The sequence below is a fragment of the Ruegeria sp. CDSA236 genome (assembly GCF_059611285.1).
Genome location: NZ_JBXWPG010000002.1, coordinates 175,179 through 188,414 on the forward strand (window position 1 = coordinate 175,179; position 13,236 = coordinate 188,414).

At 57.6% G+C, this 13,236-nt stretch carries 12 protein-coding genes; 9 read left to right on the plus strand and 3 right to left on the minus strand.

All coding sequences use genetic code 11. The features are described from left to right. Window positions 1–24: 24 nt before the first annotated feature. Complete coding sequence (locus AC2FLB_RS04865; protein WP_142636792.1) at window positions 25–1,425, minus strand: helix-turn-helix domain-containing protein; 1,401 nt, start codon at window positions 1,423–1,425, stop codon at window positions 25–27. Window positions 1,426–1,490: 65 nt separating this feature from the next. Then, complete coding sequence (locus AC2FLB_RS04870) at window positions 1,491–2,696, minus strand: multidrug effflux MFS transporter (RefSeq protein WP_281972733.1); 1,206 nt, start codon at window positions 2,694–2,696, stop codon at window positions 1,491–1,493. A 183-nt stretch (window positions 2,697–2,879) separates the two neighbouring features. Between AC2FLB_RS04870 and AC2FLB_RS04875 the strand changes: the two genes are divergently transcribed. From AC2FLB_RS04875 to AC2FLB_RS04895, 5 genes are all read left to right on the plus strand, one after another. Then, window positions 2,880–4,412 carry an acyl-CoA carboxylase subunit beta gene (locus tag AC2FLB_RS04875; protein WP_496677724.1) on the plus strand — a complete coding sequence of 511 codons (1,533 nt, stop codon included), beginning with the start codon at window positions 2,880–2,882 and terminating at the stop codon, window positions 4,410–4,412. Between the two features lie 251 nt (window positions 4,413–4,663). Next, window positions 4,664–4,996 carry a DUF6497 family protein gene (locus tag AC2FLB_RS04880; protein ID WP_281972735.1) on the plus strand — a complete coding sequence of 111 codons (333 nt, stop codon included), beginning with the start codon at window positions 4,664–4,666 and terminating at the stop codon, window positions 4,994–4,996. 73 nt (window positions 4,997–5,069) lie between these two features. Further along, a complete protein-coding gene (locus AC2FLB_RS04885) occupies window positions 5,070–5,423 on the plus strand; it encodes a hypothetical protein (RefSeq protein WP_142636799.1) in 354 nt (117 codons plus the stop codon). A 706-nt stretch (window positions 5,424–6,129) separates the two neighbouring features. After that, complete coding sequence (locus tag AC2FLB_RS04890; protein WP_142636801.1) at window positions 6,130–6,333, plus strand: hypothetical protein; 204 nt, start codon at window positions 6,130–6,132, stop codon at window positions 6,331–6,333. Window positions 6,334–6,447: 114 nt separating this feature from the next. Further along, on the plus strand, window positions 6,448–8,493 hold the full coding sequence (locus AC2FLB_RS04895) for an ATP-binding protein (RefSeq protein ID WP_496708752.1): 2,046 nt from the start codon (window positions 6,448–6,450) through the stop codon (window positions 8,491–8,493). Between the two features lie 76 nt (window positions 8,494–8,569). Here AC2FLB_RS04895 and AC2FLB_RS04900 read toward each other — a convergent pair whose 3' ends face one another. Beyond that, entirely contained in the window at window positions 8,570–9,016 is a 447-nt protein-coding gene (locus AC2FLB_RS04900; protein ID WP_496690937.1) for a DUF4174 domain-containing protein, read from the minus strand. Window positions 9,017–9,184: 168 nt separating this feature from the next. Between AC2FLB_RS04900 and scpA the strand changes: the two genes are divergently transcribed. The 4 genes from scpA (at window position 9,185) to AC2FLB_RS04920 (ending at window position 13,233) form a co-directional block, all read left to right on the plus strand. Further along, window positions 9,185–11,311 (plus strand): methylmalonyl-CoA mutase, encoded by a 2,127-nt coding sequence (gene scpA, locus AC2FLB_RS04905; protein ID WP_496708753.1) that lies wholly within the window; start codon window positions 9,185–9,187, stop codon window positions 11,309–11,311. 108 nt (window positions 11,312–11,419) lie between these two features. Then, window positions 11,420–12,022, plus strand: coding sequence for a VOC family protein (locus AC2FLB_RS04910; RefSeq protein WP_271949459.1), 603 nt, complete (start codon window positions 11,420–11,422; stop codon window positions 12,020–12,022). After that, window positions 12,019–12,507 carry a GNAT family N-acetyltransferase gene (locus AC2FLB_RS04915; RefSeq protein WP_496708754.1) on the plus strand — a complete coding sequence of 163 codons (489 nt, stop codon included), beginning with the start codon at window positions 12,019–12,021 and terminating at the stop codon, window positions 12,505–12,507. The genes AC2FLB_RS04910 and AC2FLB_RS04915 overlap by 4 nt, the downstream gene beginning before the upstream one ends. 45 nt (window positions 12,508–12,552) lie before the next feature. Continuing rightward, window positions 12,553–13,233 (plus strand): molecular chaperone DjiA, encoded by a 681-nt coding sequence (locus tag AC2FLB_RS04920; protein ID WP_271949463.1) that lies wholly within the window; start codon window positions 12,553–12,555, stop codon window positions 13,231–13,233. Window positions 13,234–13,236 lie beyond the last annotated feature (3 nt).

Consider the following 13,236-nt stretch of genomic DNA (forward strand, 5'->3'; position numbering starts at 1 on the left):
CCGCGGTTTTAGGCCGGGTAAAGCTCAGGTGACCTCATAGGGTAGGGTTCCGCGGGTATGAGTGTCGATGGACAGGCGACGTTCCAGCGGAGGAACTGACCGTTGGTGGCAGTTCTGGCGTTCGCAGATCCGGCACGAGATACCTATGGGCTCGTAGGCACTGGCGTTTGAGATATCCAGATTGTCCGCATAAACCAACGCTTCAGCGTGGCGGACCTCGCATCCCAGCGCAATCGCATAGCGCCGGACAGGCGCTCCGTACGAACCGCCCGATTTCGAAACATCCCGCGCCAGCGAGATATAGCGGACCCCGTCCGGGGTTTCGGCAAGCTGCCGCAGGAAGTGACCCGGAGTTTCAAAGGCGCGGTGCACATTCCACAACGGGCACGCACCGCCAAAGCGCGCAAATTGCAGGCGCGTGGCGGAGTGGCGTTTTGTGATCGTTCCGGCCTGATCCACCCGAACAAAGAAAAATGGTATCCCCTTTGCACCGGGGCGCTGCAGTGTCGAAAGCCTGTGGGCCACCTGTTCGATGGATGCTCCAAAACGATTGCTGAGCAATTCCAAATCATGGCGGTAAAGCTGGGCTGCACTGAGAAATTCGCCATAAGGCATCAGAGAGGCGCCAGCGAAATAATTCGCCAGGCCGATCTTCGCAATCGCGCGCGCCTCATCACTGTGAAATTTGGCGAAATCCAGTGTCGCTTCAAGCAGCTTGTCCTGATTGATTAGGGATACCTGCAAGAGCAGCTGAAACACTTGTGTTTGCGGTGCAATCCGTGATGACAGCAGCAATGTTTTGCTATCCGCATCGTATTTCCGGGTTTCTTCGATATCCGGGAACTGAACGCGAATACCGTTTTCACCCAAGCTTTCGATTGCGGCGGCGCGAATTCCGCCTTTGTCCTGGGCGCGGCCAGAAAATCGTTCTGCGGCCCGGTCAACCGCGTCTATGTAGTTGTCGCAATAATGGAAAAAGTCTCGCACTTCTTCCCAGGGGCTGGCCTGAATCTGTGCGTCTTCACGTCCCAGGGCTTCGTCCAGCGAGGCCAGCCTTTCATGCGTCTGGCGATACGTGCGGTGCAGGGCGATAAACGCTCGGGCCATTGCGGGGGCGTTTGAAGCTGTTAGGCGCAGATCAGCGAGCGGTGGCATGGCGTCATCAAACACGGGGTCCGCCAGCGCCTCGCGCAGGTCTGAGACCAGACGTTCGCTGTCGCCAGTGCTAAGTTCGGTCACGTCCATGCCGAATTCCTGCGCCAGAGCCAGAACAACCGTGGTCGAGATCGGGCGGTTGTTATTCTCCATCTGGTTCAGATAGGGAAGCGAAACCCCCAGTTTGGCTGCGAATTCCTTTTGTGTCAGCGTCAGGCGCGTGCGCATTTCACGCAGTTTTGCACCAGCATAGAGCTTTTGGGTCGCCATGGCGTACCTTTGCAACTTTTCTAATCTTGAACGCTAGCTTTGCAAACCGTCCTGCGCAAGGCGTGTTACAGGCCCAAATACCGTTCGCGCCGGATCACGATGGCAATAGCAACGATGGCAAATGTTGCAGAGGCCAACATCAGCCACAGCAGCGGCATCGCGCCTGTTTCATGGGTTAGTATTGCGCCCGTGAGCGCGCTCAGGCCAGCTCCGCCGCCCAGCATGATGGCCCCGCTCAGCCCAGATGCTGTCGCGGCCAGGTGCGGGCGGACGGACAGTGCGCCTGAAGTTGCGTTTGGAATGGTCATACCATTGCCCACACCAACAATGGTCATGAACCCAAAGAAGCTGAGAACCGAGCCGAAGCCCGTAAGGAACACGATAGTCGACAGTGCAACGCCGGTTGCGTTCATCCAGCACCCCCAAAGAACCATCCGGTTCACGCCAAAGCGGACAGAGAACCTGCCGCTGAAGAAGTTGCCGAAGAAATAACCCACCGCAGGGGCGCCGAAGTAAATGCCCAGTTCTGACGCTGTTAGGCCGAACAGTTCAGTCCCGACGAAAGGCGCGCCGCCCAGATAGGCGAAAAAAGCGCCCGACGACAGGGCTGAGGCCATGGAATAGCCCCAGAACCGAGGGGATCTGAGCAATTCCGGGTATTCACGAAACTGCTGCAGCAAGGTCAGCCCGCTTTTGCGGGATGTTTCTCCGAAGTCGGAATAGGTCAGCATTAGCGCCAGTAGGCCCAGCCCGAAAGGAAGCCAGAAATTTGCCTTCCAGCCAAAGCTCTCTTCCAGAAAGCCGCCGATGGCAGGGCCGATCATTGGAACAATGGCCATTCCCATGGTGACATAGCCGATCATTGAAGCGGCTTGATCTGCTTCGTAAAGGTCTCGCACCGCTGCGCGGCTAAGGACCATTCCAACAGCTACGACCGCTTGAAACATCCTGAAGGCCAGAAATACTTCGGCGTTCGGGGAGTAGATGCAACCCAGTGTCGCAATCAGAAACAGAACCAATCCCCAGAGAATAACCGGCCTGCGGCCCACCTTATCTGCGATGGGGCCGATCAGAATTTGGATTACTGCGCTGATCATCAGATACAGAGCGATCGACAACTGCATGACTTTGTAGTCTGCGTCAAAATACGCGGCCATATTGGGCAGGCTGGGAAGGAAAAGATTCAAGCTCAGTGCTGACAGCCCGGATAGCATCACAAGTGTGGCAATGGTGGGGGGCGAACGACGCGCTGGCGAAAAAGTAAACTGCATGGTTCACATGTATAGTGACGGTTTTTGGGATTGCCATCCGTGACCGTGTCTCAGTGCGAAACTTTGCATGTTTACAATTACCCGGAACTGTATTTTCAAAGATTTGCAAATTTGCCGAATGAGGCTTTGGTCTGAACGAAACTAGGTATAGTGTCGCGCCAAATTTCAAAGGGGATCATCGTTATGAAAGACATCCTTTCCGAGCTTGAAGGCCGCCGCAACGATGCACGGCTGGGGGGTGGGCAAAAACGTATTGATGCGCAGCATGCGCGGGGAAAGCTGACCGCACGCGAACGCATAGAGCTGTTAGTGGATGAAGGCAGTTTCGAAGAATTCGACATGTTTGTCAGCCATCGCTGCACGGATTTCGGGATGGAAAATCAAAAGCCTGCAGGCGATGGTGTCGTCACCGGATGGGGCACAATCAACGGTCGTATGGTCTATGTCTTCAGCCAGGATTTCACCGTTTTCGGCGGGTCTCTGTCGGAAACCCACGCGCAGAAAATCTGCAAGATCATGGACATGGCAATCCAGAATGGTGCTCCGGTGATCGGCATCAACGATTCGGGTGGTGCGCGAATCCAGGAAGGTGTGGCCTCGCTTGCGGGTTATGCCGAGGTGTTCCAGCGTAACATCATGGCCTCGGGCGTGGTTCCGCAGATCAGTGTGATCATGGGCCCCTGCGCCGGTGGCGCCGTCTACAGTCCGGCGATGACCGACTTTATCTTTATGGTCAAAGACACCTCGTACATGTTTGTGACGGGCCCCGATGTCGTCAAGACAGTCACCAATGAGGTTGTAACCGCCGAAGAGCTGGGCGGTGCATCGACCCACACCAAGAAATCTTCGGTTGCCGACGGTGCATTCGAAAATGATGTCGAAGCACTGGCCGAAGTGCGCCGTCTTGTCGATTTCCTACCGTTGAACAACAAGGAAAAACCGCCCGTTCGTCCCTTCTTTGACGAACCGGGCCGGATTGAGGCTTCGCTGGATACGTTGATCCCGGACAACCCGAACACGCCTTATGACATGAAAGAACTCATTGCCAAAGTGGCGGACGAGGGTGATTTTTACGAAATTCAAGAAGATTACGCCAAGAACATCATCACGGGCTTTATCCGTCTGGAAGGTCAGACCGTAGGTGTTGTAGCCAACCAGCCGATGGTGCTGGCCGGCTGTCTGGATATCGACAGCAGCCGCAAGGCCGCGCGTTTCGTCCGGTTCTGTGATTGCTTTGAAATTCCGATTTTGACACTGGTCGACGTGCCGGGCTTTTTGCCGGGAACCTCGCAGGAATATGGCGGTGTGATCAAACATGGCGCAAAACTGCTGTTTGCCTATGGCGAGGCGACCGTTCCGAAGGTCACAGTGATCACCCGAAAGGCCTATGGCGGTGCCTATGACGTGATGGCATCCAAACATCTGCGTGGCGATTTCAACTATGCTTGGCCAACCGCCGAGATCGCGGTGATGGGGGCCAAGGGCGCGACCGAAATCATCCACCGTGCGGATCTGGGCGATGCCGACAAAATCGCACAGCACGCTCAGGACTATGAGGACCGGTTTGCCAACCCGTTTGTGGCTGCGGAACGTGGATTCATTGATGAGGTGATCATGCCGCATTCGACCCGCCGCCGCGTATCGCGAGCTTTTGCCAGCTTGCGTAACAAGCAACTGAAAAACCCCTGGAAGAAGCACGATAACATTCCGCTGTAAGCTGACGGTCGCGGGGCAGGCGCTCTGGTGTGCCTGCCTCTCGGCACGTTGGTGGAAAGACCCCCAAACGGCGAATTTGACTTTGAGAGCAAAGCTGCTAAATGAAATGCCTTATTGGACATAGAAAAGCGCGGGCCAGTAGGCATGCGCGCGCGATCCCGGAGAGAGGAGCTCACCTTTGGTGGGTCTGGGATCGCGCCTTATGTCTGGCAATTCTCTGTCTTGGTTCGCCTACATTCGCTGAAGCATTGGTGCCGGTTCCCTCTGGGCAGCCTGTACATCTGAACGACGTCCTGCTGGACAACAATCCGGGCGAGTTATGGCTGCGCTTTCGGTTCATCGCGCCAAAGATCGGCTCGGATGTGGGACGCATTGGATATGATGTCGCCACGATCGACATGGAGCACCTGTGTCAGACGCTGGCCGTGGCCTATGTCGCGCACCACAAGCTGGAACCAGCCAGGGTTGTGATTTCCCTGTCGAACAAGCCGATAGATTTTGGCCATACCGCACCGGATGCCACGCAGTTCTTCGAAGCGTATCTTCTGCAGGATTCCCAATGTGTCTGGGACGGAGGGATTTGAGAATGGTTGTCAATTACCACAATTTCTGTGCATTCCCCTTCGCCTCAAAGGACCTTAGCGAAGAGGCGCTGAAATGTTGAAACATCGCGGATTTCCCGGCCGTCTGACCGGGACGGATTATCAATTCACTATCAGACGGGCCAACCCAAAGGGTGTTACCCCACTGACAACGCGTGAACGGTTCCGGGATCGTAAACCTGCTGATCGTCGCGCGGATGCAGCCTTTATCGAGGCCTTGTGGGAGCATTTCGGCGACCAGCCATTCGAACGTGGCAATCTGGATGCCGGTCGCCTGAGCTGGTTTTTCGGGCGTGAGGTCATTCCGGCGGAGGATCCGTTTGACCCCGCCAGCTATGATGCATTGCTGGTCATTGATCCGAGCGTGGCCAGAGCCTCGTTTCCTGACATTTTCGGCGGGGATAGCTGAAGGTGATCGACGTCGTCGCACATAAACGCCTTGGAAATTCCAACAGGGTTTCTTTGCCCCGGTTGGGCCAAGAAGGATATGTGCGCTGTGCAGATCGGGCGCGTGACAATCGCGCAAAATACCTGAGGGAAACGGCGCAAACCGCTGATTCTATGGCGTGTATAACCCGTGGCTTGGTGGCGGGAGAACCATCAAGGCTTGGGCAGGAAAAAGGCCGGTCGGCGGGGGTTGGCCGCGGCGACTTAGGATCGAATTCTTCAGGTCATGTGATCTCAGGTAGTGTTGATAAAACAAAGGTTTGCGTGACGGTCGGGGTGCGAATTTCGCCCTGCCCAACCAAAGTTCATGCGAGCGGAATCGGCGCGTTTCTGCGCGATATTTCGCTGAATGGGCAGATTCTGGCCGGAAATTTCACCACTGGCCAATCCCGGTTTGCAGGTGCAACCGGGCCGTGCATGGTGAGCGGGTCGTGCGGCTCTACTTTGCCTGCGTCGCACGCGCACCTACTATTCCGTACCCCTTCCTTCCGCGGGCAGGCTTGTGGTTTTCACAATGTCCTGCCCGCGTTTTTCTTTGTGCAAACTTCAGTCATTGGATGGCATAAAACTGCGCAAATGGGCATTTCAGTACGCTCGTTATTGAATAACAGTGGCGATTTCCCGCATCTGGCTCTGAAATTGTTAAAAAACCAAAAAGGGCAGACATCATGCGAATCTCGAAAGTCATTCTTGCAATGGCGACCTGTGCAGGGCTCGCGGCGTGCGGAGACTCGACCGGCGAGCAGGCGTTGCTTGGCGGCGGAGCCGGCGCCGTTGGCGCGGCAGTCGTCAGTGCCGACCCGCTGTTGGGTGCCGTGGTCGGCGCGGCAGGCAACGTGCTTTACTGCAAGACCCAGAACAACTGTAGATAACGAAATCTTCGGGGCCCCCGTCGCCCCGACCGTCATCGCGCGACACGCCGCCGCGGGGCTATTGCCCCGCGGCGGCGTTTTGCGTTTCCAGAACTTCAAGACAGAGGACGTTCCATGTTCAACAAGATCCTGATCGCCAACCGGGGCGAGATCGCCTGCCGGGTTATCAAAACCGCCCGCAAGATGGGCATCGGCACGGTCGCCATCTATTCTGACGCGGACAAGAACGCCCTGCATGTATCGATGGCGGATGAGGCGGTGCATATTGGCCCACCGCCTGCAAACCAGTCCTATATCGTCATCGACCGGGTAATGGAGGCAATCCGTCAGAGCGGCGCGCAGGCGGTTCACCCGGGGTATGGTTTTCTGTCGGAAAACTCGAGATTCGCCCAAGCGCTGGATGCCGAAGGCGTGGCCTTTATCGGCCCTCCGGTCGGTGCGATTGAAAGCATGGGTGACAAGATCACCTCTAAAAAGATCGCGCAAGAGGCCGGCGTCTCTACGGTTCCGGGCTATATGGGCCTGATCGAAGACGCCGACGAGGCCGTCAAGATTTCGAATGAGATCGGATATCCGGTCATGATCAAGGCCAGTGCTGGCGGCGGTGGCAAGGGTATGCGGATCGCATGGACCGACGACGAGGCGCGCGAAGGGTTCCAGTCCTCCAAGAACGAAGCCGCGAATTCCTTTGGAGATGACCGGATTTTCATCGAGAAATTCGTGACCCAACCCCGTCACATCGAGATTCAGGTTCTGTGCGACAGCCATGGTAATGGCATCTATCTGGGCGAACGCGAATGCTCGATTCAGCGCCGAAACCAGAAGGTTGTGGAAGAGGCGCCATCGCCTTTCTTGGACGAGGCGACACGCAAGGCAATGGGCGAACAGGCGGTGGCCTTGGCCAAGGCTGTGGATTATGCCAGCGCTGGCACGGTCGAGTTTATCGTTGATGGTGACAAGAACTTCTATTTTCTGGAAATGAACACACGCCTGCAGGTGGAACACCCGGTGACCGAACTGATCACTGGTGTCGATCTGGTCGAACAGATGATCCGCGTCGCGGCCGGTGAGAAGCTGTCGATCTCGCAGGACGATGTCACACTGACCGGCTGGGCGATTGAAAACCGTTTGTATGCCGAAGATCCTTACCGTGGCTTCTTGCCGTCCATTGGTCGTTTGACGCGCTACCGCCCGCCGCAGGAAACTGCCGCTGGTCCGCTGTTGGTAAATGACAAATGGCAGGGTGAGGCCCCCAGCGGAGAGGCCGCCGTTCGCAACGATACCGGCGTCTATGAAGGCGGTGAGATCAGTATGTATTATGATCCGATGATCGCCAAATTGTGCACCTGGGCCCCGACCCGTGATCAAGCGATTGAGGCGATGCGGGTGGCGCTGGACAGTTTCGAGGTCGAAGGCATCGGGCACAATCTGCCGTTCCTGTCGGCAGTGATGGATCACCCGATCTTCATCAAGGGCGAGATGACTACCGCGTTCATCGAAGAACAGTACCCCGATGGGTTCCAGGGCGTAGAGCTGCCCGCGGCTGACCTGCGCCAGATCGCAGCCTCCTGCGCCGCCATGCACCGGGTGGCCGAGATTCGCCGCACCCGTGTATCGGGCCGGATGGACAACCATGAACGCAAGGTCGGCAAACGCTGGGTCGTGACCCTGCACGGCCAGGAATACGCAGTTCAGGTGAATGCGGATAAAGAGGGCGCGACGGTCAAATTCGAAGACGGCGCGACATTGCGCGTAGCCTCGGAGTGGACGCCGGGCGACCAACTGGCGGTGCTGGACGTAGACGGTAGCCCCCTGGTTCTGAAGGCCGACAAAATCTCGGGCGGGTTCCGGATCCGCAACCGGGGCGCGGATATGAAGGTGCATGTGCGCCGTCCGCGTCAGGCGGAACTGGCCAAGCTGATGCCCGAGAAACTGCCGCCGGATACCTCGAAACTGCTGCTCTGCCCGATGCCTGGCCTGATTGTGAAGGTCGATGTCGAAGTGGGCCAAGAAGTGCAGGAAGGTCAGGCGCTGTGCACCATCGAGGCGATGAAGATGGAAAACATCCTGCGCGCCGAGAAAAAAGGCACCGTTGCCAAGATCAACGCAGGCCCCGGCGACAGCCTCGCCGTGGATGATGTGATCATCGAGTTTGAATGATCATGACCACGCGTTTGTCATATCCTGCAAGGGAACCGGCGGTCGCCGCCGGGGCCGTCGGGTATGGGAAACGCGTTCAGCCGCCCTCGCGCCGTTCACGGATTTCGCGTTGGCGCAGGGGGGTCTTGTCGATGGAGCGACCGATTTCACGCACGCTCCAAGGGGAAGGTTTGCGCAGTTTGACCACGCCGTCCTTGTCGACAAACACCATCTGGAACCCGCGCGGGCGCAGTTTTGACCGGATGGGTGAGCGGGCGTCAGGGTCAGTGTCGATCAGAACGACCACATCGCGGTCGCGCATGACGTCCTCCCCTTCCAAAAGCATGTCGACCTGCTGCTGGAATCGCGGGTCAGCAGGTGTATCGGCGAAGACAACAATGGGCCGCTTGATCCACAGATATTCGCTGAGCTCGCTATCCCCCACAGGGCGGACAAATTCATCGTCAGCCGGGGCTGCCCCGTCAGCTGCAAGCGCCGCCAGTGGAAATAGCGCCGAAAAAACAAAGGCTAGCGTTCGTGTCATTGGGCCTCCTGTTGGATTGAATATAGTCCCTGCGCGCCCGAATGCGACCAACGAAATGCACGCAGCCCATAAAATATTGCGTCCCACCCAATTCGAATGGGCGCAACCACGGATGATAACGCGCGGGCCATGCCCTTGCGCGACCCGAATTGAGAAAAGGATATCGCAATGACCAATAGGAAAGACTGGCAGGCGCTGGCCGAGAAAGAGCTGCGCGGTCGCCCGTTGGACGACCTGACCAAAGAGACGCTGGAAGGCATCGCCGTCAAGCCACTCTATACGCAGGAAGATACGGCTGATCTGCCGCATATGGGCTCCATGCCCGGGTTTGGGCCGTTCACGCGCGGGGTAAAGGCGACAATGTATGCCGGTCGTCCCTGGACGATCCGCCAATATGCGGGGTTTTCCACCGCCGAGGAATCGAATGCCTTCTACCGTCGCAATCTGGCGGCGGGTCAGCAGGGGGTCTCGGTGGCTTTCGATCTGGCCACGCACCGCGGATATGACAGCGACCACCCACGCGTTGTCGGCGATGTGGGCAAGGCCGGTGTGGCCATCGACAGCGTAGAGGACATGAAAATCCTGTTCGACGGCATCCCGTTGGACAAGGTCTCGGTCTCAATGACCATGAACGGTGCCGTGGTTCCTATCCTGGCAAGTTTCATTGTAGCGGGTGAGGAACAGGGCCACGACAAATCCGTCCTGTCCGGCACTATTCAGAATGACATTCTGAAAGAATTCATGGTGCGTAACACCTATATCTACCCGCCTGAGCCTTCGATGAAGATCATCTCGGACATCATCGAATATACGTCGAATGATATGCCCAAATTCAACTCGATCTCAATCTCGGGCTATCACATGCAAGAGGCCGGGGCGAACCTGGTGCAGGAGCTGGCCTATACGCTGGCTGATGGGCGCGAATACGTTCGTGCAGCGACACAGGCCGGAATGGATGTCGACAAATTCGCTGGTCGCTTGTCGTTCTTTTTTGCCGTTGGCATGAATTTCTTCATGGAAATTGCCAAGCTGCGTGCGGCCCGTACCCTTTGGCATCGGGTGATGACCGATTTCGGCGCGAAATCCGAGCGCTCTAAGATGCTGCGGACCCATTGCCAGACCTCGGGCGTGTCGCTGCAAGAACAAGACCCCTATAACAACGTGATCCGCACCGCCTATGAGGCGATGAGTGCGGTTCTGGGCGGCACCCAATCGCTGCATACTAACGCCTTGGACGAGGCGATTGCGCTGCCCACCGATTTCTCTGCTCGCATTGCACGGAACACGCAGCTGGTGCTGCAAGAGGAAACCGGGGTGACCGATGTGGTCGATCCGCTAGCCGGGTCTTTCTATGTCGAAAGCCTGACCAATGAGCTGGTCGAAAAAGCCTGGGCTCTTATGGAAGAGGTCGAGGAAATGGGCGGCATGACCAAGGCCGTTGCATCCGGCATGCCAAAGCTTCGGATAGAAGAAAGCGCCGCCCGACGGCAGGCGATGATCGACCGGGGTGACGAGGTAATCGTCGGCGTCAACAAGTACCGCAAGGAACGGGAAGACCCGATAGACATTCTGGATGTCGACAACGTGGCTGTCCGCGAGGCGCAGGTGGCACGTCTGGAACGCATCCGTGCCACGCGCGATGAGGCTGCCTGCCAAATGGCGCTGGACACCCTGACGACCACCGCCCGCGATGGCGGCAACCTGCTGGCCGCTGCTGTCGAAGCCGCCCGTGCCCGCGCATCCGTAGGAGAGATCAGCATGGCAATGGAAAAGGAATTTGGTCGCCACCGCGCCGAGGTCAAAACGCTGGCCGGTGTTTATGGGGCCGCCTATGAGGGCGACGAAGGCTTTGCCGCCATCCAGAAGTCCATTGAGGATTTTGCTGAGGCCGAAGGCCGTCGCCCGCGCCTGCTGGTTGTCAAGATGGGGCAGGACGGGCATGACCGGGGAGCCAAGGTGATCGCCACAGCCTTTGCCGATATCGGCTTTGACGTGGACGTTGGCCCGCTGTTCCAAACGCCGGCCGAGGCAGCACAAGACGCGGTGGACAATGACGTCCACGTCGTCGGCATTTCGTCTCAGGCAGCCGGGCACAAGACGCTGGCCCCGCAGCTGGTCGAAGAACTGAAAAAGGCCGGGGCTGAGGATATCATCGTCATCTGCGGAGGTGTCATCCCGCAACAGGATTATAAGTTCCTCTATGATCACGGGGTTAAGGCGATCTTTGGTCCGGGTACGAACATCCCAGAGGCGGCACAAGATATCCTGCGTTTGATCGGCGAAGCCAAAGATTGAACCGGCACCAAGATTTTTCGTCGAAAAATCTTGTGATCCAGCGCCTTTGAGGAAAACATACGGCCAGACCCTTGCGGTCTGGCCGTTTGTCATCTGGGGGGCTCATCCGTGTTACTTGATCACTTGGCGGTTGCTGGCGAAACGCTTGAACAGGCTTCGGCTCATGTCGAACAGGCGCTGGGCGTACCCTTGCATGATGGCGGCAAGCACGAGAAATTCGGAACTCATAACCGGTTGTTGGGCCTGCGGGACGGTTTGTATCTGGAAGCCATCGCGATTGACCCCGATGCACCCAATCCGCAAAGAACCCGCTGGTTCGATCTAGATCGGTTTCAGGGCGCTCCCCGCCTGACCAACTGGATTTGCCAGGTTCCGGATATCGAGGCCTCGCTGACGGTCTTTCCTGACGGAGTCGGCCAACCGATCGACCTAAACCGTGGCGCGCTGCGTTGGCGCATGGCGGTGCCTCCCAATGGGCGCCTGCCGTTTGATAATCTTTTCCCGGCGCTGATCCAGTGGCAGGGTGACCTTCACCCGGCAAACATGCTGAACGACAGTGGCTGCCAGCTGCGCCGCCTAGTCGTCTATCACCCTGATGCGCTGGATCTCGCCAAAGCGGTGGGGCCGTTGGGGCAAGTTGAGTTCGACAGCGGTCCGGCGGCGTTGCGTGCCGAAATCGACACACCGCACGGGGTACGGGTATTGGAATGAACATCCGGCAAGCCCAGCCAGAAGATGCACCCGCTGTTGCGGCGATCTGGAATGCGATCATCCGCGATACGCTGATCACATTCACCACTGACTTGCGCAACGATGACGCCGTTGCCTTGGATATCGTCTCCAGGGGGGCGGCGTTTCTGGTGGCCGAGCGTGACGGCGTTGTTCTGGGCTTCGCAACCTATGGTGCGTTTCGGTCAGGGCCGGGCTATGCCCATACGCGTGAACACTCGATCCTGTTGGCACCGCAGGCGCGGGGCCAGGGGATAGGCCGCGCATTGTTGCAGGCCTTGGAAGCCCGCGCACAGATGGACAATGTTCATGTTCTGATTGCGGGCATTTCCTCGGCCAACCCTGCGGCCATCGCTTTCCATACGGCTGCCGGATTTACACAAGTGGGCCAGATGCCCGAGGTGGGGTTTAAATGCGGTCAGTGGTTGGATCTTGTGCTGATGCAGAAAATTCTTGCCCCGCAGTGATCTGTCGCACCTGACAGTCGCGACAGAGCGGGTTAGGGTGCGCTCATGTCGATTTGGATCCGTATATCCGATGCGCTAAGCGCGCTTGCACAGGGCGAAAGCCTGACGGCCGTGTTCGAGAAACTGCGCACGCCGCCGGAACGCTCGGTCGCCTTTGCGATTGCGGTCATCGCCCTGGGGGCCAAGATGGCCAAGGCCGACGGGCAGGTCACGCGAGACGAGGTTACTGCCTTTCGGGATGTATTCCAGATCGCGCGCGAAGATGAGGCCGGTGCAGCCCGTGTCTTTGACATGGCGCGCACCGATGTCGCCGGGTATCAGGAATATGCCAGCAAAATTGCCTATATGTTCGCAGAAGACAGCACCACCTTGTGCGACCTGATGGAGGGGTTGTTTCATATCGCAATGGCCGACGGGTTTTATCATCCCAACGAAAATAAGTTTCTGGAAGATGTCAGCCGGATATTCGGTCAGACCGATGCTCAGTTTCTGGCCTTACGCGCACGGTTTGTACCGGATGCACCAAAGGATCCCTATACGGTGCTGGGTGTGCCGCGGAATATGCCGCTGCCCGACATTCGTAAGGTCTGGCGGCAACTTGTACGCGACACTCATCCCGACGCCATGATGTCACGAGGCGTTCCGGAAGAGGCCATTCGTCTGGCCGAAAAAAAGATGATCGACATCAATCGCGCCTGGGATGAAATCAAAGGCGCGCAGGCCTGAACC

Coding starts and splice junctions, on each gene's coding strand:
- AC2FLB_RS04895 (WP_496708752.1), top strand. CDS start 6,448: ATGTTCAACAAGATCCTGATCGCCAACCGGGGCGAGATCGCCTGCCGG.
- AC2FLB_RS04865 (WP_142636792.1), bottom strand. CDS start 1,425: ATGGCGACCCAAAAGCTCTATGCTGGTGCAAAACTGCGTGAAATGCGC.
- AC2FLB_RS04915 (WP_496708754.1), top strand. CDS start 12,019: ATGAACATCCGGCAAGCCCAGCCAGAAGATGCACCCGCTGTTGCGGCG.
- AC2FLB_RS04875 (WP_496677724.1), top strand. CDS start 2,880: ATGAAAGACATCCTTTCCGAGCTTGAAGGCCGCCGCAACGATGCACGG.
- AC2FLB_RS04885 (WP_142636799.1), top strand. CDS start 5,070: ATGTTGAAACATCGCGGATTTCCCGGCCGTCTGACCGGGACGGATTAT.
- AC2FLB_RS04870 (WP_281972733.1), bottom strand. CDS start 2,696: ATGCAGTTTACTTTTTCGCCAGCGCGTCGTTCGCCCCCCACCATTGCC.
- AC2FLB_RS04900 (WP_496690937.1), bottom strand. CDS start 9,016: ATGACACGAACGCTAGCCTTTGTTTTTTCGGCGCTATTTCCACTGGCG.
- scpA (WP_496708753.1), top strand. CDS start 9,185: ATGACCAATAGGAAAGACTGGCAGGCGCTGGCCGAGAAAGAGCTGCGC.
- AC2FLB_RS04920 (WP_271949463.1), top strand. CDS start 12,553: ATGTCGATTTGGATCCGTATATCCGATGCGCTAAGCGCGCTTGCACAG.
- AC2FLB_RS04890 (WP_142636801.1), top strand. CDS start 6,130: ATGCGAATCTCGAAAGTCATTCTTGCAATGGCGACCTGTGCAGGGCTC.